27 protein-coding genes are annotated in these 26,356 nt (G+C 38.2%); 5 read left to right on the top strand and 22 right to left on the bottom strand.

Going from position 1 to position 26,356, the window contains the following annotated elements:
• Nucleotides 1-27: 27 nt before the first annotated feature.
• Both IGL24_RS09525 and IGL24_RS09530 read right to left on the bottom strand, forming a co-directional pair.
• A complete protein-coding gene (locus IGL24_RS09525) occupies nucleotides 28-840 on the bottom strand; it encodes a pyruvate, water dikinase regulatory protein (protein ID WP_207699631.1) in 813 nt (270 codons plus the stop codon).
• Between the two features lie 12 nt (nucleotides 841-852).
• Nucleotides 853-1,482, bottom strand: coding sequence for a helix-turn-helix transcriptional regulator (locus IGL24_RS09530; protein ID WP_206856181.1), 630 nt, complete (start codon nucleotides 1,480-1,482; stop codon nucleotides 853-855).
• A 168-nt stretch (nucleotides 1,483-1,650) separates the two neighbouring features.
• Here IGL24_RS09530 and ppdK point away from each other — a divergent pair, with 168 nt between their 5' ends.
• Nucleotides 1,651-4,269 carry a pyruvate, phosphate dikinase gene (gene ppdK / locus IGL24_RS09535; protein ID WP_207699632.1) on the top strand — a complete coding sequence of 873 codons (2,619 nt, stop codon included), beginning with the start codon at nucleotides 1,651-1,653 and terminating at the stop codon, nucleotides 4,267-4,269.
• 464 nt (nucleotides 4,270-4,733) lie between these two features.
• On the opposite strand, the gene IGL24_RS09540 is transcribed toward ppdK, so the two are convergent.
• From IGL24_RS09540 to rpsP, 12 genes are all read right to left on the bottom strand, one after another.
• Nucleotides 4,734-5,897, bottom strand: coding sequence for an ABC transporter permease subunit (locus IGL24_RS09540; protein ID WP_207699633.1), 1,164 nt, complete (start codon nucleotides 5,895-5,897; stop codon nucleotides 4,734-4,736).
• The gene (locus tag IGL24_RS09545; protein ID WP_207115960.1) at nucleotides 5,884-6,768 is read right to left on the bottom strand and encodes an ABC transporter ATP-binding protein; all 885 of its coding nucleotides are present in this window, start codon (nucleotides 6,766-6,768) and stop codon (nucleotides 5,884-5,886) included. Before IGL24_RS09545 ends, IGL24_RS09540 begins: the two co-directional genes overlap by 14 nt.
• Entirely contained in the window at nucleotides 6,765-7,490 is a 726-nt protein-coding gene (locus IGL24_RS09550; RefSeq protein WP_207115961.1) for a hypothetical protein, read from the bottom strand. Before IGL24_RS09550 ends, IGL24_RS09545 begins: the two co-directional genes overlap by 4 nt.
• A complete protein-coding gene (locus IGL24_RS09555; protein WP_207115962.1) occupies nucleotides 7,483-8,037 on the bottom strand; it encodes a sigma-70 family RNA polymerase sigma factor in 555 nt (184 codons plus the stop codon). Before IGL24_RS09555 ends, IGL24_RS09550 begins: the two co-directional genes overlap by 8 nt.
• Before the next feature lie 44 nt (nucleotides 8,038-8,081).
• Nucleotides 8,082-9,092: an acyltransferase family protein gene (locus IGL24_RS09560; protein WP_207115963.1), complete on the bottom strand. Its 1,011-nt coding sequence runs from the start codon at nucleotides 9,090-9,092 to the stop codon at nucleotides 8,082-8,084.
• 769 nt (nucleotides 9,093-9,861) lie between these two features.
• The gene (gene rsgA, locus IGL24_RS09565) at nucleotides 9,862-10,833 is read right to left on the bottom strand and encodes a ribosome small subunit-dependent GTPase A (protein ID WP_207115964.1); all 972 of its coding nucleotides are present in this window, start codon (nucleotides 10,831-10,833) and stop codon (nucleotides 9,862-9,864) included.
• Between the two features lie 315 nt (nucleotides 10,834-11,148).
• Nucleotides 11,149-11,496 (bottom strand): 50S ribosomal protein L19, encoded by a 348-nt coding sequence (gene rplS, locus IGL24_RS09570; RefSeq protein ID WP_002286913.1) that lies wholly within the window; start codon nucleotides 11,494-11,496, stop codon nucleotides 11,149-11,151.
• Nucleotides 11,497-11,640: 144 nt separating this feature from the next.
• The gene (trmD, locus tag IGL24_RS09575; RefSeq protein ID WP_207699644.1) at nucleotides 11,641-12,378 is read right to left on the bottom strand and encodes a tRNA (guanosine(37)-N1)-methyltransferase TrmD; all 738 of its coding nucleotides are present in this window, start codon (nucleotides 12,376-12,378) and stop codon (nucleotides 11,641-11,643) included.
• Entirely contained in the window at nucleotides 12,368-12,892 is a 525-nt protein-coding gene (rimM, locus tag IGL24_RS09580) for a ribosome maturation factor RimM (protein WP_207699634.1), read from the bottom strand. The genes trmD and rimM overlap by 11 nt, the downstream gene beginning before the upstream one ends.
• 130 nt (nucleotides 12,893-13,022) lie before the next feature.
• On the bottom strand, nucleotides 13,023-13,862 hold the full coding sequence (locus tag IGL24_RS09585; RefSeq protein WP_207699635.1) for a hypothetical protein: 840 nt from the start codon (nucleotides 13,860-13,862) through the stop codon (nucleotides 13,023-13,025).
• Nucleotides 13,863-13,969: 107 nt separating this feature from the next.
• The gene (locus tag IGL24_RS09590) at nucleotides 13,970-14,218 is read right to left on the bottom strand and encodes a KH domain-containing protein (protein ID WP_206856194.1); all 249 of its coding nucleotides are present in this window, start codon (nucleotides 14,216-14,218) and stop codon (nucleotides 13,970-13,972) included.
• 11 nt (nucleotides 14,219-14,229) lie between these two features.
• Nucleotides 14,230-14,505: a 30S ribosomal protein S16 gene (gene rpsP / locus IGL24_RS09595; RefSeq protein ID WP_010735006.1), complete on the bottom strand. Its 276-nt coding sequence runs from the start codon at nucleotides 14,503-14,505 to the stop codon at nucleotides 14,230-14,232.
• Nucleotides 14,506-14,820: 315 nt separating this feature from the next.
• On the opposite strand from rpsP, the gene IGL24_RS09600 reads away from it, so the two are divergent.
• Complete coding sequence (locus IGL24_RS09600; RefSeq protein WP_207115966.1) at nucleotides 14,821-15,375, top strand: NADPH-dependent FMN reductase; 555 nt, start codon at nucleotides 14,821-14,823, stop codon at nucleotides 15,373-15,375.
• 69 nt (nucleotides 15,376-15,444) lie between these two features.
• On the opposite strand, the gene IGL24_RS09605 is transcribed toward IGL24_RS09600, so the two are convergent.
• The 5 genes from IGL24_RS09605 to IGL24_RS09625 form a co-directional block, all read right to left on the bottom strand.
• Entirely contained in the window at nucleotides 15,445-15,966 is a 522-nt protein-coding gene (locus IGL24_RS09605; RefSeq protein ID WP_207699636.1) for a dihydrofolate reductase family protein, read from the bottom strand.
• 13 nt (nucleotides 15,967-15,979) lie between these two features.
• Nucleotides 15,980-16,543 carry a DNA-3-methyladenine glycosylase I gene (locus IGL24_RS09610; RefSeq protein WP_207699637.1) on the bottom strand — a complete coding sequence of 188 codons (564 nt, stop codon included), beginning with the start codon at nucleotides 16,541-16,543 and terminating at the stop codon, nucleotides 15,980-15,982.
• A gap of 104 nt (nucleotides 16,544-16,647) precedes the next feature.
• Entirely contained in the window at nucleotides 16,648-18,066 is a 1,419-nt protein-coding gene (ffh, locus tag IGL24_RS09615) for a signal recognition particle protein (protein ID WP_206856202.1), read from the bottom strand.
• Nucleotides 18,067-18,086: 20 nt separating this feature from the next.
• Entirely contained in the window at nucleotides 18,087-18,425 is a 339-nt protein-coding gene (locus tag IGL24_RS09620; protein ID WP_010735001.1) for a putative DNA-binding protein, read from the bottom strand.
• Nucleotides 18,415-18,888: a DUF523 domain-containing protein gene (locus tag IGL24_RS09625; RefSeq protein WP_207699638.1), complete on the bottom strand. Its 474-nt coding sequence runs from the start codon at nucleotides 18,886-18,888 to the stop codon at nucleotides 18,415-18,417. Before IGL24_RS09625 ends, IGL24_RS09620 begins: the two co-directional genes overlap by 11 nt.
• 127 nt (nucleotides 18,889-19,015) lie before the next feature.
• Here IGL24_RS09625 and IGL24_RS09630 point away from each other — a divergent pair, with 127 nt between their 5' ends.
• Together IGL24_RS09630 and IGL24_RS09635 are read left to right on the top strand one after the other, a co-directional pair.
• On the top strand, nucleotides 19,016-19,720 hold the full coding sequence (locus IGL24_RS09630) for a response regulator transcription factor (RefSeq protein WP_207115970.1): 705 nt from the start codon (nucleotides 19,016-19,018) through the stop codon (nucleotides 19,718-19,720).
• Nucleotides 19,717-21,459, top strand: coding sequence for a sensor histidine kinase (locus IGL24_RS09635; RefSeq protein WP_207699639.1), 1,743 nt, complete (start codon nucleotides 19,717-19,719; stop codon nucleotides 21,457-21,459). Before IGL24_RS09630 ends, IGL24_RS09635 begins: the two co-directional genes overlap by 4 nt.
• Nucleotides 21,460-21,555: 96 nt before the next feature.
• On the opposite strand, the gene IGL24_RS09640 is transcribed toward IGL24_RS09635, so the two are convergent.
• From IGL24_RS09640 to IGL24_RS09650, 3 genes are all read right to left on the bottom strand, one after another.
• Complete coding sequence (locus IGL24_RS09640; RefSeq protein WP_207699640.1) at nucleotides 21,556-24,015, bottom strand: cation-translocating P-type ATPase; 2,460 nt, start codon at nucleotides 24,013-24,015, stop codon at nucleotides 21,556-21,558.
• Between the two features lie 241 nt (nucleotides 24,016-24,256).
• Entirely contained in the window at nucleotides 24,257-25,144 is an 888-nt protein-coding gene (locus tag IGL24_RS09645; RefSeq protein WP_207699641.1) for a phosphate ABC transporter substrate-binding protein PstS family protein, read from the bottom strand.
• Nucleotides 25,145-25,286: 142 nt separating this feature from the next.
• Nucleotides 25,287-25,757: a hypothetical protein gene (locus IGL24_RS09650; RefSeq protein WP_207699642.1), complete on the bottom strand. Its 471-nt coding sequence runs from the start codon at nucleotides 25,755-25,757 to the stop codon at nucleotides 25,287-25,289.
• 199 nt (nucleotides 25,758-25,956) lie between these two features.
• Between IGL24_RS09650 and IGL24_RS09655 the strand changes: the two genes are divergently transcribed.
• On the top strand, nucleotides 25,957-26,322 hold the full coding sequence (locus IGL24_RS09655; RefSeq protein ID WP_429966323.1) for a hypothetical protein: 366 nt from the start codon (nucleotides 25,957-25,959) through the stop codon (nucleotides 26,320-26,322).
• The last annotated feature ends 34 nt before the right edge of the window (nucleotides 26,323-26,356 follow it).

Genomic DNA, 26,356 nt, shown 5'->3' on the forward strand with positions numbered 1-26,356 from the left:
TACACAGATTGCTTTTTACCTTGTGACTCATTTCAAACTTTTCAAATGATTTTCAACGAGATAAGCTGTTTCTTCAATCGATTTATCCGACACATCGATCACAAAATTGCCATAGCGATCGAAAATCTCTTGGGAGTATTCCAATTCTTTATTGATCGTTTCTAAATTATTGTAGCTAGACGTTTGATGTAATCCTAAAGAATCTAAGCGATTGCTACGAATTCTCACTAGATTTTCTGGATGGCAGATCAAGCCGACGATTTTCTTTTTGTCTACTTCTTCTAATACTTTTGGTAAAGGGACTTCAGGAATCAACGGAAGATTTGACACTTTATAGCCTTTATTTGCCAAATACATACTCAACGGCGTTTTTGATGTTCGAGAAACGCCAAGAAGGACGACATCCGAATCTAAGAACCCTTTTGGATCTTTTCCATCGTCATATTTAACCGCAAATTCGATGGCAGAGATCCGGTTGAAGTACTCTGTATCTAATTTATGGACAGCACCTGGTTCTTCAATCGGTTGCATCCCTGTTTTTGCATGGATGATCTCAAATAGCGGATGCATCAAATCGATATAGAGTAAGCCTGTTTTTTTACTGAAAGCTTTGGCAGCTTCTGATAATTCCAGATTCACTAGTGTGCTGATCACGATCGCTTTATCACGCAATGCATCTGCTAAGATAGGTAACAGTTCTTCTTTCTTGTTCACAAAAGGAAATTTATAGTTATTATTGAATACCAAATTAGGATACTGGACCATCACAGCAGATAACAATTTTTGCGATGTTTCACCTAGTGAATCTGAGATAGAATAAACATTGACTTCATTTTGCATGTAAAAATCCCCCTATCGATTTCGTTCAGCATTTCTCGCTTGCTGAGTAATAAAATTCAATACTTTTGATTTAGTGATCTTCCCGATTACTTTGCTTTCATCCGCTTCATCGACAACGGGTAGAGAGTCTACTTCAAAATCTTGAAGAATCGTTGCCGCTTCCAATATATCGGTATGCTTCGTACAAGTTTTGATGTGCGGTGTCCGAGTCATACAAAGAGCGACAGGTGTGTGATCGATCTCTGTATTCAGTGAAGCACGCAATAAATCTTTTCGCGACAATACGCCGACCAATTGTTTGTTTTCATCAATGACATAAATCGAGCCGACATCATACACGAACAACGTTGTGATTGCATCTCGGATCGAAGTATTCAAATCGATCAGTAAAGGCGGTACCATGACCTCACTCACTTTTACTGTGAACGTTTTAAAGAAAAAAAGCGTTTCTAAGTCTGAGCCAGTGTAGGTATAGCCGATCTTGGGCGTTGCTTCAAGTATACCGGCCATCGTTAAAAAAGATAAATCCGACCGTAATGTCGCTCTGGATACGTCTAAGAGTTCAGAAATTTTTTCTCCACTGACAGGTTGTGTTTTTTTGACGATCTCAATGACTTTTTTTTGTCGTTCACTTAATTTCATCTTAGCCTTTTCCTCCCTCCTTCGTTTACATTATTTATTATACACATATATAAAGCGATTTCAAAATAAATTTGCGTTTTATTTTTCTAATTGACAGATATATATGAGTCATATTAAGATGTATTTATACAAAATATGACTCACATTAAATCAATGGAGGCTCATCTCATGGAAAAATGGATTTATGATTTTAGTGAAGGTAGAAGTAAAGATAAAGCATTATTAGGTGGAAAAGGTGCAAATCTAGCGGAAATGACACACTTAGGCTTGCCTGTTCCTTCTGGCTTTACTTTGACTACGGAAAGTTGTATGCGCTATCTTAATGATGCTACTTTCTTTGAAAAACATTTGGCAGCAGAGCTTCGTACAGCGATCAAACGCTTGGAAGTTGAAACCAACAAAACATTTGGGAGCGACGAGGACTTATTATTAGTTTCAGTCAGAAGCGGTGCCGTCTTTTCTATGCCTGGTATGATGGATACGATTCTTAATCTAGGGTTGAATGATTCACGTGTCCGGACGCTCGCAGAACAAACCAATTTATCCTTTGCATACGACTGCTATCGTCGTTTGTTACAAATGTTTGGCGACGTTGTTTATGGTATCCACAAAGAAAGCTTCAATGTTTTACTGACAGAAGCAGAAAAAGCAAACAATAAATCTGTCGCTGATTTCAACGAACAACAACAAGTATCTTTGATCGAAAAATATAAAGAATTATTTAGTAAACATAAAAAAGTATTTCCTCAACAGCCAATGGATCAGTTGAAAGAAGCGATCCAAGCCGTCTTTCATTCTTGGAACAATCCACGAGCGAATGTTTACCGTGAGTTACATGGTATCGCCCATGATTTAGGAACAGCCGTCAACGTTCAGGAGATGGTTTTTGGCAATAGCGGAAATGAAAGCGGTACAGGCGTCGTATTCACTCGGAATCCGTCAACTGGTGAGAATCAGCTCTTTGGTGAGTTTCTTTTGGATGCCCAAGGAGAAGACGTGGTGGCTGGTATTCGTACACCACAACCGATCCAAGAATTAAGTGAGCGCCTGCCAGATGTTTATCAAGACTTCTTGCACTACGCACAAATGCTAGAAACACATTACAAAGACATGCAGGATATTGAATTTACGGTAGAAAATGGCAAACTATTTATTTTACAAACGAGAAATGGCAAACGAACAGCGAAAGCTGCTTTAAAGATCGCGACTGATTTAGTTGTGGAAAAGAAACTTACAAAAGAAGAAGCTTTGATGCGCATGGAACCAGAAATGATCGATCAACTGATCCATCCAATTTTTGAACCCACTGCCCTCAAACAAGCAACTGCTTTTGCACAAGGTTTACCAGCTAGTCCAGGCGCCGCAACGGGTGAGATCGTCTTCACCGCAGAAAAAGCAAAAGAACGACATGAACTAGGAAGTAAAGTCATCTTAGTTAGGCAAGAAACCTCACCGGAAGATATCGAAGGAATGATCGTGAGTGAAGCAATCGTCACTAGTCGTGGTGGGATGACTTCTCATGCTGCTGTGGTTGCCCGAGGGATGGGAACTTGTTGCGTAACAGGTTCAGAGGCCTTGACGATCGACGAAGAAACAAAAACTGTCATAACGAAAGACGTTCGACTAACCGAAGGCGACATCCTCTCGGTCAACGGCAATACCGGCGAGATTTATTTAGGGGAGCTTCCGACAGTCGTTGCAGAAAACAATCAAGATCTAGCTTTATTTTTATCCTGGGCCAATGAAGTTGCCGATTTGGACGTACGTGCTAATGCTGAAACATTAACTGATTTACGAACAGCTCTTGATTTTGGTGCTACAGGAATTGGTTTAGCACGGACTGAGCATATGTTTTTTGGAGAAGAACGTATTTTAGAAATGCGTCGTTTGATTTTAGCTGATAATACCCAAGAAATGACAACCGCTTTGACAAAGTTATTAGCATTCCAAGAAGATGATTTTTATCAGATGTTCCAAACGATCCAAGAGAAACCGATGGTCATTCGTTTGCTTGACCCACCGATGCACGAGTTTCTCCCCCATGATCCGCAAGACATTCAACAGTTAGCAGAAAAATTGGGTCAGCCAGTCAATGAATTAAAAACTAAAATCGAAGCCTTGAAAGAAACCAATCCGATGTTAGGGCATCGAGGGTGCCGACTAGGGATCACTACGCCTGAGATCTACCAGATGCAAGTCAAAGCGATCATGCAAAGTGCCATTCGCCTAAGACAAGAAGGTGTACCAGTTATCCCAGAGATAATGATCCCGTTGATCGCTGAAAAGGAAGAGTTAGTACATCTCAAAACGCTGTTGATCGAAACGATTGAAGCAACTTTCAACTCACAAAATAGTTCACCGTTTCCATATGAGATCGGTACGATGATCGAATTACCTCGCGCTTGTTTGATTGCCGATCAATTAGCAGAACAGGCTGATTTCTTCAGTTTTGGTACAAATGATCTCACCCAAATGACCTATGGCTTTTCCCGTGATGATATCGGAAAATTCATCAATCGTTACCAAGAAAAAGCAATCATGACACAAGATCCGTTCCAACATTTGGATCAACAAGGGGTTGGTCAATTAATCAAAATCGCTGTCTCGAATGCTAGAAGAATCAAACCAGAGCTATCGATCGGCATTTGTGGAGAAGTTGGCGGAGACCCACAGTCCATTCCATTCTTTCAAGCGATCGGAATCGACTATGTCTCTTGCTCCCCTTACCGGATTCCCGCTGCTCGATTAGCCGTAGCACAGGCTGCGATCTGTAGTCGTCGATCTTAACGATTTGATTCTTTACATTTGATTCCAAAAAAGTAACCACAGCCAACGCAGCGAACGTTTAGGCTGTAGTTACTTTTTTCGATTAGATTATTTAGCATGAGCGATTTTTTGCTAGTTTACCATTGTTTATTACTTGTTTGATTACGCAGTCAATTTACATACACTGATCCTTGAATTCATCGTTGATCTTCAATTCTTTAAACTATTTTGTAGAGGAATCTCTGAAATAAAATGTTTTATGAACATTACTCTAATACTTAAAACATTTGCAATTAAAACTAAGTAAAGTTAGGGGAAACACATTTTTCAATATCTTTCTCTCATTTTATTTTGCAGAATTTTAACCAGATTATTCCCTTAATATTAGGCACTCTCTTATCAAAAAAATGTCTCAAAATTTGTCCAACATTTTGACTAAACTCAACCGAAATATGCTATTTTTACTTACATCTCTCTTTGATGATTTACGTAAGGCTGAGATTTTTCATTCTTACATATATAATTATATCTAACACAACTTTTGTCACCAACAGACCGATAAGTATTAAGGTAATATTTGCAACAAATGAGTGGAAGAAGAACATATTATCTCGGCTCATCCACAACATCACCTTATCGATTTCAAATGTGTTGATTGGGAAGAGATACAGTATTTTATTTGGTACTCCTGATATAAAAACATGTGTCAGTGGTTGCGGAATGACAAAGACTCCTAACGAAATGGCTAAAGCACTAAACGGCGAACTACTCAAACTTGAAATCAACATAGTTACGCCAGCGATGAACAACAATCCTATTAAATGGAAAGCAACACCGAACATGTAACCTTGGAGCATATTCCATTCCAGTGGAAAATCAAAAACCTTCCAATCCAAGTTGGCTTGGATGCTCACATCCCACCCACTAAATCCATAATAAATGCCAAATATTATTAAAATTATTAATTGAACAATAAAGAAGGAAGCTATTGCCATACCTGTTCCAACTAGGATCTTAGATGTTGTCATTTTTGTTCTACCGTATCTTGTAGACAACAACAAAGGAACAATATTTTTTGAAGTATCATTCGCAAAGAGCATCGAGCAGAATAGAATAACAAATAGTGAAACTGGAACAAAAGCAGTGGCGGTGACATTAAACAAATCCGTCCAAGTCTTAAAATTCCCTATTTTGATTGGAAAGCTTACTTTTTTAAAACCCACATCTTCCATAGATAAAAGATTCACATCGTCAATGGTATACTTTTGACCATCCCTAATGGTATTCGTCATTTCAACATAAACATCTTGCTCCTCTTGATTTGTGAATGTATCTACCACTGACCATTGAAAATAATCAAATATTTGATTATTTTTTATTTTCTTATCCTGATAAATTTTCAAATAGTCTGATGTAATCTTTTTAATCTTTTGATCTGTCAACTCTCCCTGATACTCATCTGTAAAATCTAGATATCTTTCAATTGATTCCCTACCCGAAACATCAGTAATATTTTTAGCTCCCCTAAGTTGCGAATGATAAAAGCCAATATAAACTATTGCAAAAAGGCTCAATAACAGGACAAATCCAGCTCCGATAAACGATTTATTTCTCAATATTTTTTGAATTTCAAATTTAAAAATCTGCATTAGTTTGATCATCCGTTCTAAAATAATATAAATACAAATCTTCCAAGTTTGCCTTCACATGGAAAGCATTATCATTTGGTTTTACGGCCGAAATTATTCTTAATAAGACACTATCATCTACATATTTTTGATTGCTTACAAGATATTTTTGATAATATGAATTAATCTCGTCAAGCGATGTTTTGACTTCCCACACACTGTTTTCGATATTAGCCATCAATTGAGTTACTATTCCTCTATCTTGAATCACACCTTTATTTAAAACCAACACTTCATTCGAAATATATTCCACATCAGATACAATGTGAGTAGATAAAATGATAATTTTATTCTCTGATAGGGAGCTGATTAGGTTTCTGAATCTCACTCGCTCTTTTGGATCTAATCCTACTGTTGGTTCATCAAGTATCAGAATTTCAGGATCATTAATCAACGCTTGGGCAATTCCTAATCTTTGTTTCATACCACCCGAATACTTCTTTATTTTTTTATTCTTTTGATCTGAGAGACCAACTAATTCAAGCAATTCCAAACATCGTCTTTTTGCTAGTTTTCCTCTCAATCCTTTTAATGCTGAGATATAAAGCATAAATGTTATCCCCGTAAAATCTGGATAATAACTGAAATCTTGTGGTAAGAAACCGAGAATAGATCTGAATGCTTCACTGTCTGCTGTTACATCCTTGCCGTTATATAAAATTTCTCCACCATCAGATTTAATCACTCCGCAAATCAACCTAAAAAGGGTTGTTTTTCCTGAACCATTGGCTCCAAGTAAACCATAAACCCCTGAATTTAGAGTCAGAGAAACATCATTTAAAGCTTTTATTTCATCGAATTTCTTAGTAATATTCTTTATTTCTAATTTCATATAAAATCACCTCCCATATTATGTTTCTTTAACATTTCGCTTATCAATGCAAAAAGTCCAATTAAAGTCCCCCCATAAATAATCGCCCAATAAGAAAGTGGCAAACTATAAATATTGAACATTCCTTCAATAATAATCGTTGCTGCCACTAGTACCCCTGAACTACTCCAAATCAATATGTTCGACAAGTTGTTTCGCATTAGAGTAAAAATCGAGAATAAAACAATACAGAAAATATTAAATGGCACGAGAAGATACAACACAAAATAAAAAAAAGAAATAGGGAATAACTGTTTACCCGCCATCGCAAGAATCACTATCAAAAGGAAGTCAAATAAACCAAAAATAAGCATTTTCATCGTTGTATGCTGCCTTAAATCATATTTAAACGTCTGCTCTAGCTCCCACATATTACTCGTGAAGCTTTTAAATAGCTCATCTGTAAAAAATATCACTGAAAATAGAACCATTACCGTTAGCCCTCTCAGAACATTCTCATAGCTCATTTCACCCTTTGAGAATATAAGAAACAAGGAGAATCCTATAAGTGTAAATTGAATACTCCACAATTTCCATCCCACAAACTTAATTGATGATAAAAATAAACCTAAATAAGATTTTCTTGAAATTTGGTTTTTAAGCATTTGTTTTTTTCCCAATTTCATTATTCTTTTTTTTGCTTCTTGGGTAGAAGTATCATTTTTCAGATAGTCTCTATTCAAAATAATATTCCTCCTTTTTCAGTATTCGTTTCATCTTGACTAGTCCCTGTTGAATCCTTGATTGCGCTGTTGGCACACTCGTTTTAGTTACTTGTGCTATTTCCTTAATTTTCATATCATAGAAAAATTTTAATATGATTGCTTCTCTTTGATATTCTGGAAGTTGGTCTAACGCACGCTGAATGATCCTACTTTGTTCATTTACAAAGTCAACGTTATAGTCCTGCTCATCTAACTCTTTATTGTAAGATTCATCAAATACTACTTCGTCAAAATCATTTTTCTTGCTGTAGCTATTACACGTATTCACAGCAATGGTGAAAAGATAATTGAAAAAACTTCCTGAGAATTTATAAGAATCGATACTACTTATTACTTTCAAAAACGTTTCTTGAGTCAAGTCCTCGGCTAATCCACTTTTCCCAAAAAATCTTCTTTTACAATAATTGAAAATTTTGTCATAATACTTCTCAACAAGTTTTTCCCAAGCGCCAACATCTCCTGACTTTATTTTCAGGATAATTAGATAGTCTTTGATCTTTCTCACCTACCTCTCTTTCAATCTATCAAGGAGTCAGAATCCGCTTGTATCTACTTTATTTTTGCAACTCTTACTTCTAAAACTGTTCTTCTTACCTTGCCATAACCCCAGGCAATAATGAGTGGAGTTATCACTCCAATCGCCGTACGAAATAAGCCGGTAAGAGGAGTAATCTCGTCATGCCATAAATTAAAAATTTGAATAGGCATCATGTGTAGCAAAAATACACTTTGACTATAAGGTTTCAACTTTTCAAAACCGCTGATTTTATTTTTCGAAATAACTAATAGCCCAAACAAACACATCGTCAATGGAATAGTGAAGTACATGAAGTTCTTATCAACTCCTTGATTTTGAAATACGATCATCCCCTCAAATAAGCCAATAAGAACTGTAAATACCAATCCATAGAAAAGTAACTTGAAGTGTTTTTCTAATCTACACTTATTATCCGCCAAAAAAAAGCCTATGATAACAAATAGTGGACTAAAAAATAAGCCGTTTCTTGTAGTTACAAACACACTGAAATATTTTTCCATGTATGAAACTATGAGAGGATTAGAAAAAAATGCTGAATATGTTTCAATAGAACCAATTGAAAAGAGCAGGAAACAAATGAAAAACATCCATCTATAACCTATTTTTTGAACCAAGTACTTCACAACAACTAACGAAAATACTAAGGCAGGAAAATACCACAAATGATAGAAGCTCCCACTATAAAAGAAGCTGACAACTAGTACTATGGGTAGTAATCCCCAATGAAGATGGACTGTCTGTTGTATTAACTGAATGCCAAGGGGTATGTAAAGTATAAATGTCATTGTATAGAGACGTACTATCTTTCTCAGCCACTTTTGGGAATACTCTTCTCTTTTGCTATTCAATCGAAAGAAGTACGCATTATTCACGAAGAAAAACGGAACCGCAATTCGACATACCATGCTTTTCACTACAAAATGCAATGTCGGATCACTAACGATCGTGCCAGAGTGAACAACCACAACACACACGGATGCAATGAACTGGGCAATGTATAGATTCTGATTTTTGTTCTTCATAACTTCTCCTTATAACCTTACTCTTACATCGGTAATTAACTACAAAACACAAAAAATCATTTAAAGATTAGAAAAATCTAATAAATTTAAACAACTACCGAATGAAAAAACTCTTTAATCGTTTCTCTCATTCGGTAGTTTCATTTTTATCTTAAGTAAACATCGCTCTGAACATTTGGTTTTGTTTTAACAGCTCAGAGTTTTCGGCAACGTTTGTGACCATTCCGTTTTCAATCACAATAGACTTTTCAAAGTGATTTAGCACCGACGAACTATGTGTAACACAAATCACTGTCATCTCCTTTAACTCTGACCGGATAAAATTGAAAATACGATCCTCAAAAATCTTATCAATGTTACTTGTAGATTCGATAATATAAAGGGTTTTACCTATTTCTAAAAATTTTCAATCTTTCTATACGTAAAATCACATTGAGTACAGACATTAAGAAAATTTCAGCCTCATTTTTGGATAATCCACTGAATGTCAAGCTTGGTATACTTTATTCACCGAAGAGCTCTTTACCGAGGCATTGACGCCAAAAGTAACGTTAGTGTCAGAGATAAACTGTTCCATATCTAGCGCTAAGATTATTTGATTGGATGGTATGATTTTAAACATAAGGTATACTCTTTTTAATTAGATTGCGTCACTTTAATCATACAAGGTTGTGTGCTTTTTTATGTTCCATAATTTTCCAAAAAAAAGTAACCACAGCCAACGCAGCGAACGTTTAGGCTGTGGTTACTTTTTTAGAGTTAGACTATTTTATTTCTTTTTTCTTTTATTCTGGAGCTTCTCCTTTTCACGGATTCTCTTTTCTTGAAAGCTCAACTCTTTTTGTAATTTCAAATAGTTCATATAGCGATTTTCTGATAGTTCGCCACTCTCGATTGCTTGTTTGATTGCGCAGTCAGCTTCTTGATCATGTCGGCAATTCCTGAATCGACAATTGAAGGAGAGTTGAACAATATCCTCAAATTGGCTATCTAACTGCTCTTCTTGGAATGGTTGGAATTCTCGCATTCCTGGAGTGTCGATCAAAAATCCACCGGTTGGTAACGCAAGTAATTCTCTATGTGTCGTGGTATGGCGTCCTCTATCATCTTCTTTTCTGATTGCTGACACGTGCATGGTCTCATTCTGCACCAATCGATTGATGAGCGTTGATTTCCCTACACCCGAGGAACCAACGAGTGCGCCTGTTTGCCCGTCTGCTAATAAGTCTGCGATTTGTTGGATACCTTTATCATCGCCAAAACTAGTAACAATAATATCTGTCGTTAACGCATACAGTGGAACGAAATATAGATCGATCGTCGAACATAGGTCAGCTTTCGTAAGAATGATCACTGGTTTAGCGCCACTTTGTTTACCTGCGACTAAATAGCGTTCGATTCTTCGTAGATTAAAATCGTTATTTAAACTACTCACAATAAAAAGCCAATCGATATTCGTTGCGATGATTTGTTCGTCGGAACGGTTGCCCGAGGTTTTTCTAGAAAATTTAGAGAATCGTTCTTCGACAAAATGAATGATGCCTTTATTATCCGGTAATAGTTGGAATTTCACCCAATCACCAACAACCGGTAATTCACTTTGCGAAGCCGCTTGGTGTCTCAGTGAACCCGACAATTTTGCTGAAATTTCTTCATCATTACTCAGAATATGGTAGGTACTTCCATAACTAACTGTAATCCTACCACGAGTAAGTGAAGCATGATGTTTGTTTGATGTCATATTGATACTCCTTTGATAGTTAGAAATAAAAAAAACTTTATGACCCGCTCATTTGCGAATCACAAAGTTATCAACATTCCATCACTATCGTTAGCATTTACGATCAATACTAGACAACTATCCATGGTGAGTATGATAAATTCAAGTTCACAAAGAGCTTCGGTTGGTTGATATTTTTTTCATTATACTCACCTTCTTTCATTTGATTTCACTTTTACTATAGCATAGCTGGTACCACGGCGTAAACAGATTTCTAACGACAAAAAAAGAACCCTTGAAAATTCAAGGGTTCTTCCTCTGTCTGATAATAAGAAATTAACGACGGATTTCTTTGATACGAGCTGCTTTTCCGTGTAATGCACGTAAGTAGTACAATTTTGCACGACGTACTTTACCGTAACGGACAACTTCGATTTTCGCAACACGTGGTGTGTGCAATGGGAATGTACGCTCAACGCCTACACCGTTAGAAACTTTACGTACTGTATAAGTTTCGCTGATTCCAGCACCACGGCGTTTGATTACAACACCTTCAAATAACTGGATACGTTCACGAGTACCTTCGACAACTTTCGCGTGAACACGTACAGTGTCACCAGGGCGGAAAGCTGGGATGTCAGAACGTAGTTGTTCTTTTGTTAATTCTTCGATTAATGGATTCATTGTTTTCTTCTCCTTATTCCAAACATTCTTATGAGTAGTTTCTCACAGCGGAACATCGTAATAGTTAAGTGTTTTTACACTCACCATAGAATACTATCACATTCCACAGTGAGTGTAAAGAAAATTTTCGATTTTTGTGACACATCAAGCTTCTTCTTTTTTGATCTCAGAGAGCATTTTTTCCATTTGTGGGGTCATTTCGAGTTTTTCCAACATATCAGGGCGTCGCAAATATGTCCGACGTAAGGATTCTTTTAGTTTCCATTCTTCAATCAATTTATGATTGCCGTTGGTCAATACTTCTGGCACTTTCATGTCTTTGAATTCTGCTGGTCTTGTATATTGTGGATGTTCAAGTAAACCAGTAGAATGAGAGTCTGTTTGTGCAGACGTTTGATTCCCTAACACATCAGGCAATAGGCGAACAGTAGCATCGATCATGACCATTGCGCCTAGCTCGCCACCTGTCAGGACGTAATCACCTAGTGATACTTCATCCGTTACAAGTGAGCGGATGCGCTCATCATAGCCTTCGTAATGCCCACAAATAAAGATAAGGTGTTCTTCTTCAGAAAATTCTTCTGCCATTTTTTGGTTGAATGGTTTCCCTGCCGGATCAAGTAGAATCACCCGTTTTTTTGTTTCTGGATGTTTTTCCTCGATTGCTTTGATATTGTCATAGATCGGTTGGACTTTCAATAACATGCCTGCCCCACCACCATATGGATAATCATCAACCGTTTGATGTTTGTTATCCGAATACTCACGGAAATTTGATACATTGATTTCTAGCAATTCTTTTGCGACGGCTTTTCCAATGATCGATTCGCCCATCGGCCCTTCAAACATTCGTGGAAAAAGAGTCAATACGTCAATCTTCATCATCGATCAATCCTTCTAATAATGTCACACGGACCAAGCCATTTTCAACATCGACTTCTTGAACAACGGAATCGATATAAGGAATCAGTGCGTCTTTTTTCTTTGGTCGTTGGATGACCCAAACGTCATTTGCACCAGGCGATAAAATCTCTTTGATTTTTCCTAGTTCTTTTTCGTTTTCATCGATCACCTTTAGTCCAATGATTTCATGGTAATAATACTCATTTTCTGTCAGTTCGACCAAATCTTCCTTTGAGACACGTAAAATGCCATCGCGGTATTTTTCAACATCATTGATGGAAGGATGATTTTCAAAGCTGAGTAAATCAAAGTTTTTGTGTTTTCGATGGCTCTTGACCGTTAATTTTACGGGTGCTTTTCCTTCTTGGAAGAGTGTCAAGATTGATCCTTTTTTATAGCGTTCTTCAGGAAAATCTGTGGTTGAGATGACACGGACTTCGCCTTTGATTCCTTGAGTATTTACAATCTTGCCAACATTTAGATATTCAGTCAACTTTTGTCCTCATTTCTTTCATGATTCTTGTCACTCTGCTCATTCGTTCTTCTCTTGCTTTCAGTTCCAGAGTGCATCTACAGTTTCCTGTTTATTTTAGCATGCGGCACTCGGCAATTCTAGTCTTCTTTTATTGTTGTTCCATCGAAACAGCCATTTTTAGTGCATTCATTGAATCTTGGTTCGTGATCGTATAAACAGTGGTTGGTTTTTGCCAAATGATCCGCGTGTTTTGACTCGTCCCGTCGGTCATATTGATTTCAATGGTTCCGACCTTTTCTGGGGCTGGTAATCGTGCAGATTCTAAGTAAGTCACGATCTGTTTAGCCAAAGGAACGGGATCTTGCCCTTCTATATTGCTGGCACGTATGCGTAAACGCCAATTTCCTTCTTGCCATTCAAGAATCGAAGAACCAGCAGCGCCTTGTTGATAGCCGACGATGTTATAGCCGAGATCGACTTGTCTGCCACCGGTATCGATCGTAAATGGCTGGATGGTATTCAGTGTTTCTTGGGAAGACGCGAAGCCATCTTGATAAAGATAAGAGGCGATTGGTTCTGCTTGATTCAATGATGCGTCATTCAACGGTAGTGCTTGCTCTGATTGATAGTATAAAACAGAAAAACCTTGTTTTGTCATGGTTGCTGCAATGTTCAAATGAGCTGATGCAGTTGGGATATCCTGCGGCATTGGTGTACCAGGATGTTCTTTTTTTAATTGCTCGAAGGCAGTTTGAGTCGAATTTTCTTGTGTACTTGTACTCGTTTCAGCTGACGAAGCAGTTGTCTCATTACTACTTGTGGAAGATGAACTCATTTCTTCATTTGAAGTACTTGCTTCTTCCTTTGAAGTACTTGTTTCTGTCGTACGAACACTTTCATTTGTTGTTTCTTGGGTCGTTTCTCTTGGTGCTTGACAAGCACCTAGTAAAGCGACTGCAAACAAACTGACCAAACCTATTTTTTTCATTAGAAACACACTCCTCTCTTACTATTAAGGATACGCTTTGTACCTATTTTTGCCAAATAAGACCTCTAAGGAATATAAAAAAAACTGTTTCGCAAAAACGAAACAGTTTATTCCTTATTGTCGATGATATTCAAACGCACTTTTTTCGGTGCGTTGATCCGTACTCCGTAAACGATCGTGCGGATTGCTTTTGCAACTCGCCCTTGTTTACCGATGATACGACCGATATCTTCGGGAGCCACCGTTAGATTATATTCGTAAAAATCTTGCGACTCAACGACTTCTAACTGGACCTGATCAGGATAAGTAACTAACGGACGAACGATTGTTAAGACTAATTCGCTTAAATCTTTCATATCCGGTCACCTTATTTCTTTGAGAATTTAGCTTCATGATGTTTTTTCATAACGCCTTCTTTTGAAAGGATGTTACGTACTGTATCTGAAGGTTGTGCACCTTTTGATAACCAGTCAAGTACTAAATCTTCTTTTAAAACTACTTCTGCAGGGTCTTTCAAAGGATTGTAAGTACCTACAGTTTCGATGAAACGTCCATCACGAGGAGAACGTGAATCAGCTACGACGATACGGTAAAAAGGACTCTTTTTAGAACCCATACGTTTTAAACGGATTTTAACTGCCATTATATATTTCCACCTCCATTGTTTTATTCACAAGATGTAGTGTACCAGTTTTTTTTTACCCTGTAAAGCTTTTTTTCTTTACAGTCTGATTTTTTTCAACTTTTATTGTTCCTTGATTTAGATAGCGAGTTTTTCAATTACTTCTATAGTGATAGAGAGATGATTGAGATTGCTTTCCTTATCCTTCCAAATAGCCGATTTCTTAACTATTTTCTTACTTAATCTCTCACAATAAATAACCTAAGTCTTTTTATTTGCTCGGTTTACTTATTTTTAGTAAGATAAATATAGAAAGTTTGAAGGAGGAATTGTTTTATGACAAAGAAAATTGGTTTTTTCATCGGAAGTTTAAGAAAAGATTCATACAATAAGAAAGTTGCAGAAACTTTTGCGGACTTATTACCGGAAGGATACGAGCCTGTATTTATAAAAATCGATGACCTTCCTTTTTATAACGAAGACATTGAAACACCTGAGCAAACACCTGCCGAATGGACACGTTTCCGTGAAGAGGTCAAAGATTTAGACGGCGTGATATTTGTGACTCCTGAGTATAATCGTTCCGTACCAGCTGTATTGAAAAACGCATTGGATGTTGGTTCACGTCCTTATGGTCAAAGCGTTTGGGATAAAAAACCTGGGTTAGTAGTTACTGCTTCTCCTGGTGGCGTCGGTGGTTTTGGGGCAAATCATCATTTGCGTCAATCATTGGTCTTTTTAAATGTTCCAACATTACAACAACCAGAAGCGTATATCGGAAATATCACTAACTTACTTGATGAAGATGGCAACATTATCCAAGGAACTGTTGATTTCTTCCAAACGATTTTAGATGCGTATCTTGATTTCGCTGAAAAATTGAACGCTTGATATTACCTATGTTTACAAAAAAACCACGAAACAGCTTTTAGTTTCGTGGTTTTTCTTTGTAAACAACGGCTATTTTTTCCGATAATGCAGTTCGATAAACTCACCAAAGCGTTTCGTGTCCACCAATTGATACCGCTGTACATAGTCTCCTTCTTGAAAAAGACGAATCCCTTTCCCAAGTAATACAGGAGCAATTTGAATGTACCATTCATCGATCAGTTGATGCTCAATGATCGGTTTAAGTAGACTTCCTCCACCAACTAGCCAGATCCTTTGTTCGCTAGATTCCTGCAATTCTTTGATAAAACGAACAGGATCTTCATGAACGACTGTCGCATCCTCTAACTGTAATTCTATATCTGTCGAAAATACATAATTATTTTTTTCTGGATAGATCTTGGCTGTATCTAAATATTTTTTTGCTTCTTCATAGGTTTTTCTGCCCATGATCGTCGTATCGATCGTTTGGTAGAATGCATCATAGGTCGTTTTCTCTCCTGTTGGCGTATCAAAGAGCCACTGCAAGTCATCGTTGCTTGTGGCTAAATAGCCATCCAGACTGATTGCACCATAAAAAATGACTTTAGACATACATGCTCCTCCTTTAAGGTTTGACTTCTCCGTGACGGAAACAAGTCACTAAATGATCGTTGATGATCCCTACTGCTTCTAAAAAGGCATAGATAGTCGTACTGCCAATAAATTTGAATCCCCGTTTTTTCAGGTCTTTGGCGATACGATCAGAAAGTTCGCTAGTGGTTGGCACTTCACTTTGGTCTTTGTAATTACCGGTGACAACTTCACCATCCACAAAAGACCAGAGATAATCAGAAAAACTTTGTCCGGTTGCTTGCATTGCAAGTACTGCTTGTGCGTTAGTGATCGCGGCTTCGATTTTCCGACGATTACGAATGATGCCTTTATTATCCAGCAATTCTTCGATCTTGTTGTCATCGTATTTGGCAACTTTTTCAAGGTCAAACTGATCATAGGCTTCATCAAACGCATCACATTTATTCAAAATCGTTTGCCAGCTAAGTCCTGCTTGGTTGATATCGAGCATCAATTTGCGGTATAGTCTTTGGTCATCGTATTCAGGTACGCCCCAAACTGTATCATGGTAGGTGCGCATGTTTTCAGTTGATTCACTCCATGGACATCGTTTCATCGATTTCATCTCCCTCTCTCTTTAACATCTTAAAACAGTGGATAAAAAAACTCCGAAGACAAAACTAGATACGTCTTCGAAGCTTTTTTCTACGTGGTCACCGATTATTTCTTTTTCTTCTTTTTCTTTTTGTTTTTCTTCATCATGCGATTCATCGCCATTTTTCCTAGCTTCCCTTTGACACCTGTGCCAAACATTTGGTCCATGCCAGGAATGTTCATGTCCCCTTTAGACATTTGTTGCATCATCTTACGGGATTCTTTGAACTGCTTGATCATGCGATTGACTTCAACGACGCTGTTTCCTGAACCAGCAGCGATCCTGCGGCGACGGCTTGGATTCAATAGATCTGGATTTTCACGTTCAGCAGGGGTCATTGAATAAACCATTGCTTTTTTACGTTCCACATCTTTTGGATCGACCTTGATGTTTTCGATCCCTGGCATTTGATTCATTCCGGGAATCATTTTTAGCAGGTCTTCGATTGGTCCCATGCCCATCACTTGATCTAACTGTTCGATGAAGTCATTGAAATCAAATGAGTTCTCGCGCATTTTTTGCGCAAGCTCTTCTGCTTTTTTCTCATCATAGTCTTGTTGCGCTTTTTCGATCAGCGTCAACATATCCCCCATACCAAGGATACGACTAGCCATTCGATCTGGATGGAAGACTTCTAGGTCAGTCAACTTCTCACCAGAACCGATGAATTTGATTGGCGCACCAGTAACGGAACGGATCGACAGCGCAGCACCCCCACGAGTATCCCCATCTAATTTTGTGATGACGACCCCAGTGATTCCTAACTGTTGATTGAAGCTATCCGCAACATTGACCGCATCTTGCCCGGTCATCGCATCGACGACGAGTAAGATTTCGTTTGGCTGCGTCAAGTCTTTGATTTGTTTCAATTCATCCATCAATGTTTCATCGATGTGTAAACGTCCGGCTGTATCGATCAAGACGTAATCATTTTTCTTTTCTTTTGCGAGTTCCATCCCTTGGCGAACGATTTCTACTGGACTAACATCCGTACCCATATCAAACACAGGAACATCTAATTGTTGTCCTAAAACTTTCAATTGGTCGATCGCAGCAGGACGATACACGTCACCGGCAATCAATAAAGGGCGAGCATTTTCGTTTTTCTTCAAATAGTTCGCTAACTTACCAGTAAATGTAGTTTTACCTGCCCCTTGTAAACCGGCCATCATGATGACTGTCGGGATCTTAGGTGATTTATTTAGTTCAACGGTTTCTGATCCTAAAGTGATCGTTAATTCTTCGTCAACGATTTTTACGATTTGTTGCGCAGGTGAAAGACTATCGAGTACTTCTGCACCGACAGCGCGTTCCCGCACACGTTTTGTAAAATCTTTGACGACTTGTAAGTTGACATCGGCTTCTAATAACGCAAGACGGATCTCGCGCATCATTTCCTTGACGTCAGCTTCAGAGACTTTTCCTTTTTTTCGTAACTTTGACATCGCCTGTTGCAGGCGTTCAGTTAAGCTTTCAAATGCCATATTTTTTTCATTCCTTTTTGTTATTCTTCGATTTCTTGGATCTTTTTGATATATCCTTGAAGCGTTTGGTCTTCAGGATACTGTTCATTGATATAGTTCGTCAATTCCGTCAACAACTGTTCACGAACGACATAATCAGAAAAAAGATGGAGTTTTTTTTCGTAATTCTCCAAGATCTTGCTCGTACGTTTGATATTATCATAGACTGCTTGACGACTGACTTCATATTCTTCAGCTATTTCTCCCAGTGAAAAATCATCTGCATAATATAATTCCATATAGTTCATCTGTTTTTCAGTCAACAGTGTCGAATAAAATTCAAAAAGAGCATTCATCCGATTGGTTTTTTCAATTTCCATTCAACTCACCTCGTTGATCCATCCACTCTTCTTCTGAGCAGACACTGATTTTTTGTTGGAGAAAATAGGCGGTGGCTACGCCAGTGCCTTCTTTCAACGTTCCAGAAAAAGTGCCGTCATAAATGCTTGTCGAACCGCAAGAAGGACTATTTGCTTTTAGGATCAACGTTGAGATCTGTTTTTCCTTGAGTCGTTGATAGGCTTTGATTGCCCCATTTTTATACACTTCGGTGACATCTTCGCCAGAGACCGTCAAAACTTTTGCCCGCTGATGCCAAACATCAAATCCATCACCGCCAACGATTTCTGCTGGTTCTCTTGGAATGGGCAAGCCCCCTGCTACTTCGGGACAGATCATGATCGCTTGACCTTCTGCCACGAGTTTTTTTAATGCTGGGATTGCTTTATCTCGACCATCATAACGACACAAAACACCACCTAAACAAGCACTGATTCCGATCATCGTACGTTTTCTCCTTTAACTGAGCAAATTGCTTTTATATTATACCATTTATTTAGCTGGTTAAATAGTCCTTGACCCTGATTCTGTGCTAAAATAAAAGAGATGAAATTTATCAAAAGGAGAAATTATGAAAAAAGTATTAGTTGTCGATGACGAACCCTCAATTGTAACATTACTGACTTTCAATCTTGAAAAAGAAGGTTATAAAGTAACCAGTGCCGCTGATGGTCAAGAAGGTCTTGATCTTGCCCTGGAACATTCATATGATTTCATTATTTTAGATGTGATGCTCCCTTCGATCGACGGAATCGCGATCACTCAAAAACTCCGTCAAGAAAAAAATGAAACACCGATATTGATCCTGACCGCTAAAGATGACCAAGTCGATCGAATCATTGGACTTGAGATCGGCGCAGATGATTATTTGACAAAACCTTTCAGTCCACGAGAAGTCCTTGCACGGATGAAAGCAATCTTTCGTAGGATCGAACCACGAAAAACACAACCGGATGAAGCTGAACCAGAATATTTATCGATTGGACAGATCAGAGCTGATTTGACGAACTATCAAGTCACGATCGAGGATCAGCCGATCGAACTGACGCCAAAAGAATTTGAACTGCTCGTTTATTTCATGAAACGCAAAGATCGAGTGATCGATCGAGATACATTATTAGATCGTATTTGGAATTTTGATTTCTCTGGACAAAGCCGGATCGTGGATGTCCATGTCAGCCATTTACGAGAAAAAATCGAGCGTGATCCGAAGCATCCAAAATATTTACTGACTGTTCGGGGCTTTGGTTATAAATTCCAGGAACCAAAACGATGAAAAGACAATGGAAAAAATTCTCCGAGCGCTTATTCTTTCTCCTCCTATTGCTTGGCTTATTTATTGGTGGATGGCAGATCATCTCCCATTATTTCCAACAACAGATCATTGAACAGCAAGAAAGTTATTTGACAAAAAAGGCCCAGCTCTTAGCACGTCAATTAGACGTTGATGACCCTACTTCCGCTAGTAATAAAACAGTATTGGAAGAATTCGTCCATCAATCCAACGAGCGGGTAACATTGATCGATCAAACTGGAAAAATCATCTTTGATACAGAAGATCGTGGTTTGAATGAGCAACGGAATACACGACCAGAAATCAAAGCGGTTTTAGAAGGAAGCACACTTGGTACTTCTTTGCGTAGAAGTGATACATTGAATGAAGAATTGCTTTATGTTGCCTTGCCACTAAAAGTCAATGGCAAACTTGTAGCGATCATTCGCATTGCGGAACCTACGAGCGGCTTTCTCCCTCGAACAGAAAGTTTTCGTCGCTGGGTATTTGGCTTCTTCTTAGTATTCTTCCTTTTATTGACCTTTATGATCTATTATCTGATCTATCAAAGGAACCAACCGCTCAAAACGGTGATCCCTGTTTTGAAAAAGATGGTCAAAAATCCAGAACAGACAGAGATCATTATGCAAACTTCTGATCAGTGGGAAGAATTATACCAGACGATCAATGGCTTGAGTGAACAAATGACTAAAATGTATCGTGCCTATACAACAACAGAAGAGCAACTGTACAGCTTATTGAATGAATTGATGATCGGTGTTTTTCTTATCGATTCCAACGCAACACTACGGCTACTCAATCCTAAAATGCAAGTTCATTTAGGTGTGAAAGATTATCAAGAAAATCAACATTACACAGAAGTGATCCGTGAACCAAAATTGATCCAGTTGATCCACCAAGTGTCTCCGGCTGAACCGATCGTCCACCAAGAAGTTACGATTGCAGACGGTACGCAAACCCTTGATATCAGCTTGCGTTATTTCAATAGTTCAGAAGAAACTGGTCAGATTTTAGGCGTTGCTTACGATCTGACCAAAGTCAGACATTTAGAAAAAATGCAAAAAGATTTTGTCGGCAATGTTTCTCACGAATTAAAAACACCTGTCACTTCTCTGATCGGTTTTACTGAGACTCTATTGGACGGGGCAAAAGAAGATCCTGAAACACTGACAGAATTCTTATTGATCATGCAAAAAGATGCGATTCGTCTGGATAAACTGATTCGAGAAATCATCCAGTTATCAAAAGATGAAGATAGTTTACATGAAACACAAACGATCTATATGGAGCCTTATTTCCAACAAGTGATCCAAAGCTATCAACCGATGATCCGTAAAAAACAATTGACGATCAAATTGCTTGGCGAAAACAATGCCTTTACGACACATCCTGATTTGCTTTATCCGATCATCAAAAACTTATTTGAAAATGCGATCCAATATTCAAAAGAAGAAAGTGAGATCATTATTCGCTACGAAAGTCACGAGCAACTGATTTTCTCTGTACAAGATTTTGGGATTGGTATCGATCGTGAGGATCAAGAAAGGATCTTTGAGCGTTTTTATCGTGTGGACAAAGCACGCAGTCGACATTCCGGTGGTACTGGACTTGGGCTATCGATCGTGAAAGAATACGTCAACTTGCTTCATGGAACAGTTGAAATCGAGAGTCACCCTGGTGTCGGCTCTACCTTTATTGTCACCATCCCTAAAATCAATTAAGGTGAGTAGCGATAAATAGAATAAGCGTCCCTCTCCAAAAAACAGAAATGTTTTCGGAAAGGGACGCTTTTTTGTCTCTTTACTATCAGTAACTCTTTACTTCCCTCTTCTTAAAGAGGCATAGACTTTTCGCCAACGTTTTTTCGTATGCGTCGCATCGATTTTATCTAAATGCAGATATTTTTCCACGAAGAAAGTCAACTGTCTAAAGATCGATTCCGCTGCGAAAAAGAGAATAAGTACTAATAAGATAGAAACTGGCGAGATGGCTGAAATCGAGAACAACTTATGCAAGAAGACAACAGAAAAGAAGATACCACTTGCACAAAATAGCATGATCCTTGTGCGGAATTGATTCAATGGTTGACAGATTTTATAAAGGACTAAAAAGCCAACGACGATCAACAACATCGTAGAAGCTGTTGACGTATCGGTTTTATTTAGATTTAAAATCGAACCGCCCACCACTAACGCACCAACGACCATCATGTCGGTCAAGCCTCCAGGAATCGCTTTTTCCAAAACATTCTCAATAAATCGACCTTGGATGCGGTTCTCATTTTCTTCCAGTGCCAATAAAAAGGAAGGTAAACCGATTGTAAATAAGCTGATCAACGTGATTTGTGAAGGTTCCAATGGATAAGTGAAGGCAAACAAGACAGAGAAAACAGATAGTAAAAATGAAAAGATATTTTTTACTAAGAAAAGACTGGCAGAGCGTTCGATATTATTCACTACGCGCCGTCCTTCGCCGACGATCTCTGGCATTTTAGAAAAATCTGATTCCAGCAAGACGACTTGTGCCGCTTGCATTGCCGCCTCATTTCCTGATGCCATCGCAATACTGCAATCTGCTTCTTTCATCGCCAAGATATCATTGACACCATCACCGGTCATTGCAACGGTATGATTCTCTTTTAGTAAACGAACAAATTCCTTTTTCTGTTCTGGTTTGACACGTCCAAAAACTGTGTATGTTTCCATTGCTTCTGGAAATTCCTCTTCGCTTAACAAAGAAACATCTACGTATCGCTCCGCGTTCATAATACCCGCTTGTGTTGCTACGTGGGATACAGTCGCTGGATTATCACCCGAAATCACTTTGATCGCCACTTCTTGTTTCTTGAAATAATCAAACGTTGCTTTAGCTTCTTGTCGGATTGGATTGGCAATCAGTAAATAGCCTAAAGGAATCACTGCTTCTTCCAAAACTTCTTGTGAAAGTACACCTTGATATTCACCAAAAACTAATACACGATACCCTTGGCTTGTGTAGGCGTTGAATTCAGGCGCATAATTTGGAAATGCTTCTCGTAAGACCATTTCTGGCGCACCGAGAACATATGACTTCTCCCCAAATGTCACGCTGCTATATTTTCTAACGGAAGAAAACGGGAAGATCTGCGTTGCTTTTTTGTCCGAATGCTTCGTGAAATAGTTTTTGATTGCCTGCATCGTCTCGTTGTCCGCTTCGACAGCTTGCGCATAATCACCAAGCAATTCGTCCAAATGTTCCGCCGTTTGTTTCGCTAAAGAATTTTCTGGAAGTACCACACGCTGAACATCCATCGCATTTTCTGTGATCGTTCCTGTTTTGTCGACACATAAGACATCCACTCGTGCTAATGTCTCAATACTCTTCATGTCATGAAGTAAAACTTGTTGTTTTGCTAAACGAGTGGCACTCATTGCTAAGGCGATCGTCGTAAGTAGGTAGAGTCCTTCTGGTATCATACCGATCAACGCTGCTTCCATCGAAACAATACTCTCTCTCAACGAATTGCCATTGTAAAAATAGCTTTGAGAAAACAAAGTCAGTCCAATAGGAATAATGATGATTCCGACCCATTTGATGATTTTATTCAATGAAGCAATCATCTCCGACTGTTCCCCAGTGCCCATCTCTTTGGCTTGGATCGTTAATTTAGCGATATACGATTCATTTCCGACTTGAGTCAATTGAACGAGCGCTTGACCCGCAATGATGAAGCTACCAGACATCAGTTCGTCACCGATTCCTTTGCTGATCTCATCTGCTTCACCAGTCAGTAACGCTTCATTGACTTGTAAACTCCCCTCAACGATCTTCCCATCCGCTGGAATCTGGTCTCCTGTTTTTAAAATGACAAGATCATCGAGAACCAATTCTTCGATATTTATCTTCTGCTCTTGCCCATTGCGTAGTACCTTGACTGTTGCGGCATGAAGCATACTCAATTGATCTAAGATTTTTTTTGAATGGATCTCTTGATAGATGGCAATTCCTGTATTTGCTAGTATAACTGGTAAGAAAGTCAAATTTTTATAGGAACTGACAACGCATAATAAAATGGCTAAGACTAAAAAAATCAGATTGAAGTAAGTGAAGACATTTTCCATAACGATTTGTTTGTTCGTTTTAAATGTAGCGTTAGTCGCCTGATTGACAGCACCAAGACGTATTCTTTCCTTTACTTGTGCGTCTGTCAACCCTTCATTTGTGTTAGGATCGATACGTTCTAATTGTTCCAACATTTGCTGTGCATGAATTTTTCGTTGTTTTTCTTTTCTTTTCATAACTAATCCCTCAACTTTTTTTCTACTCTTTAACCATACGTTATTTTGTCAAATTAATCCTCAGATATAACTGATATTCTTCTTTCAAAACTGTCATATGGAAAAAAACGAAAAGGAAAATTGAACGATACAATCTTTTGGCAACAAAAAAGCTTAGATTCTCAACGAGAATCTAAGCTTAATGATCAATGGTAGTCGTTATGATAGTTGTTTAGATTGAAAGATCGGATAATTGACGATCTTATGATAAGTTACCTTCTGCATCACGTTCAACTTGCATCAAGCTGATTGGCAAGTAACCAAGATCTCTAACTGGTCCTTCTTGAACTGCGTCAGTCATCATGAAGTCTAAGAATTTCTTCACTTCTGGTTCTGGTTCGCCTTTTGTATACATATGCTCGTAAGCCCAAATTTCCCAGCTGTTGTCTGAAACATTTTCAGGAGTTGGTTCTACACCGTTGATTTTTAATGCTTGTGTCGAATCATCCAAATATGAGAATGCCAAGTAGCTGATTGCACCTGGTGTTTGTGCTACGATCTGACGTACTGTTCCTGATGAATCTTGTTCTTGAGATTGTACTGGCACTGCACCATCTAATGCCCAGTATTCAAATGTCGCACGAGTTCCACTTCCGTTTGCACGGTTGATAACGTTGATTTCTTGATCTGCTCCACCTAATTCACTCCAGTTAGTGATTTCGCCAGTGAAGATGTCGATCAATTCTTCTTTTGTAATATCTTCAACACCTGTATCTTTGTTTACGATTGGTGCCATCCCAACAACTGCTACACGATGGTCAACTAATGCACTCGCATCGATCCCATCTCTTTGCTCTGCAAATACATCAGAGTTTCCGATCGTTACAGCGCCTGCTGCAACTTGGCTAAGTCCTGTTCCACTTCCGCCACCTTGGACAGAGATTTGATAGTTGGGGTTATCTTGTGTGAACATTTCTTGCGCAGCGTCCACTAAAGGTTGCAAAGCGGTTGAACCGACCGCTACGATTTTTACTTGATCATCCGAACTAGCTGAGTCGTTTGCTGCTGATCCATCTGTACTTCCTGAACCAGAACCACATCCAGCTAAGATAAAACCTAATACTCCTAAAGAAAATAAAACTTTTTTCATTTGTATGCCCCTTTCTTAGTTACAAATTGATTGTATCAGGGTACTGTAAATCCTACATATTGAATATGTAAAGTTATTGTTAAGTTGTGTAAATATCTCGTAAAATAAAAAAACGTCCGAGAAATGGACGTTTGCGAAAAAACTATATTTTTTCTGCTAATAAAGATTTTTCACGGATCTCCGTATAATAGAATAGAACAACTGCTAGAGATAAGGAAGCAATCGCTAGATAAAAACAAGGTTTGATGGTCAAAAAGTACATCGAAGAATAAGCTGTATCTTTAAGTCCACTTTCACTTAATCCATTAGGGCCGATGATGATTCTCGGTAACATCGAGAAAAAAGATGTAAAGACGAGCATCGACGAAAACTGGATCAAATGCCAATTATACTTCTTTATAAATGTTTTTGAAACGATCAGGTTCACACTGATCAGAAAATAAAAAAGGGTCAAGGTTGGAAAATTTTTGGAAATAATAAAGCCACTTCCATTGATGATGCCCAGAATCTCGGCACCTTGTACTACTGCATTCACCCATGTAAAAGGTAAAAGAAAAATCGGGAAAAACCAAAGAAACAAATACAATTGTTCTAGTTTTATTCTCTTTTTCATAAAAAACCTCCCAAAAGACACTCCATCTATCATACTATATTCTAATTCTCTAAAAAAACTAAGGGGATAGACTAGTTTTTTAAGAATAAAGCAATGAGAGTTTATTCATTTAATTCAGAATATTGCCAAAAAGAATTGATTATTTTATGTTTGATTTTACAATAAAAATCGTGGGGAAATTATTTGGGGGAATGTATTTTTGCGATTACTTTACATAAAAAAACTAGTCTATTTATTGTTGTGTGTGCCATATCTTTATCTTGCTCTGCTTTTTGATTATTATTATCATTCAGTTAACCTATTCATCGTATTGATATTTTTGGCTTTTCTCTTGGGCTTTGCTTTAAGCCGAGCCAATCGCTTAAGGACGTTGTTGCTTGGCAATCTTTGCTCTACGTTGACATCTTATCTGCTTTTTGCAAAATGTACAGAATGGCATTTTTTGTACCAACCTTTTTCTCCCGAAAAGCTCATCTTACTACTTGCTGGTCTTTACTTATTGCCACAGTTATTAGGGATCGTTTGGGGAAATATCTTTGTTCGTTCACATAGTCAAGCACGGTAAGCACTCGCTTTTAAAGACAAAAAAAGTAAAGCAT

Source organism: Enterococcus sp. DIV2371 (assembly GCF_050498525.1).
Taxonomy (GTDB): domain Bacteria; phylum Bacillota; class Bacilli; order Lactobacillales; family Enterococcaceae; genus Enterococcus_B; species Enterococcus_B mangumiae.

Excerpts from the sequence above, each read along its gene's own strand:
- IGL24_RS09630 (WP_207115970.1), top strand. The coding sequence starts at position 19,016 with ATGAAAAAAGTATTAGTTGTCGATGACGAACCCTCAATTGTAACATTA.
- IGL24_RS09650 (WP_207699642.1), bottom strand. The coding sequence starts at position 25,757 with ATGAAAAAGAGAATAAAACTAGAACAATTGTATTTGTTTCTTTGGTTT.
- IGL24_RS09645 (WP_207699641.1), bottom strand. The coding sequence starts at position 25,144 with ATGAAAAAAGTTTTATTTTCTTTAGGAGTATTAGGTTTTATCTTAGCT.
- IGL24_RS09600 (WP_207115966.1), top strand. The coding sequence starts at position 14,821 with ATGACAAAGAAAATTGGTTTTTTCATCGGAAGTTTAAGAAAAGATTCA.
- IGL24_RS09560 (WP_207115963.1), bottom strand. The coding sequence starts at position 9,092 with ATGAAGAACAAAAATCAGAATCTATACATTGCCCAGTTCATTGCATCC.
- IGL24_RS09590 (WP_206856194.1), bottom strand. The coding sequence starts at position 14,218 with ATGAAAGATTTAAGCGAATTAGTCTTAACAATCGTTCGTCCGTTAGTT.
- ppdK (WP_207699632.1), top strand. The coding sequence starts at position 1,651 with ATGGAAAAATGGATTTATGATTTTAGTGAAGGTAGAAGTAAAGATAAA.
- IGL24_RS09540 (WP_207699633.1), bottom strand. The coding sequence starts at position 5,897 with ATGCAGATTTTTAAATTTGAAATTCAAAAAATATTGAGAAATAAATCG.
- IGL24_RS09635 (WP_207699639.1), top strand. The coding sequence starts at position 19,717 with ATGAAAAGACAATGGAAAAAATTCTCCGAGCGCTTATTCTTTCTCCTC.
- rpsP (WP_010735006.1), bottom strand. The coding sequence starts at position 14,505 with ATGGCAGTTAAAATCCGTTTAAAACGTATGGGTTCTAAAAAGAGTCCT.
- IGL24_RS09625 (WP_207699638.1), bottom strand. The coding sequence starts at position 18,888 with ATGATCGGAATCAGTGCTTGTTTAGGTGGTGTTTTGTGTCGTTATGAT.
- IGL24_RS09530 (WP_206856181.1), bottom strand. The coding sequence starts at position 1,482 with ATGAAATTAAGTGAACGACAAAAAAAAGTCATTGAGATCGTCAAAAAA.
- IGL24_RS09545 (WP_207115960.1), bottom strand. The coding sequence starts at position 6,768 with ATGAAATTAGAAATAAAGAATATTACTAAGAAATTCGATGAAATAAAA.
- IGL24_RS09585 (WP_207699635.1), bottom strand. The coding sequence starts at position 13,862 with ATGAAAAAAATAGGTTTGGTCAGTTTGTTTGCAGTCGCTTTACTAGGT.
- IGL24_RS09620 (WP_010735001.1), bottom strand. The coding sequence starts at position 18,425 with ATGGAAATTGAAAAAACCAATCGGATGAATGCTCTTTTTGAATTTTAT.
- rplS (WP_002286913.1), bottom strand. The coding sequence starts at position 11,496 with ATGAATCCATTAATCGAAGAATTAACAAAAGAACAACTACGTTCTGAC.
- IGL24_RS09610 (WP_207699637.1), bottom strand. The coding sequence starts at position 16,543 with ATGAAACGATGTCCATGGAGTGAATCAACTGAAAACATGCGCACCTAC.
- IGL24_RS09640 (WP_207699640.1), bottom strand. The coding sequence starts at position 24,015 with ATGAAAAGAAAAGAAAAACAACGAAAAATTCATGCACAGCAAATGTTG.
- trmD (WP_207699644.1), bottom strand. The coding sequence starts at position 12,378 with ATGAAGATTGACGTATTGACTCTTTTTCCACGAATGTTTGAAGGGCCG.
- IGL24_RS09605 (WP_207699636.1), bottom strand. The coding sequence starts at position 15,966 with ATGTCTAAAGTCATTTTTTATGGTGCAATCAGTCTGGATGGCTATTTA.
- IGL24_RS09525 (WP_207699631.1), bottom strand. The coding sequence starts at position 840 with ATGCAAAATGAAGTCAATGTTTATTCTATCTCAGATTCACTAGGTGAA.
- rsgA (WP_207115964.1), bottom strand. The coding sequence starts at position 10,833 with ATGACATCAAACAAACATCATGCTTCACTTACTCGTGGTAGGATTACA.
- ffh (WP_206856202.1), bottom strand. The coding sequence starts at position 18,066 with ATGGCATTTGAAAGCTTAACTGAACGCCTGCAACAGGCGATGTCAAAG.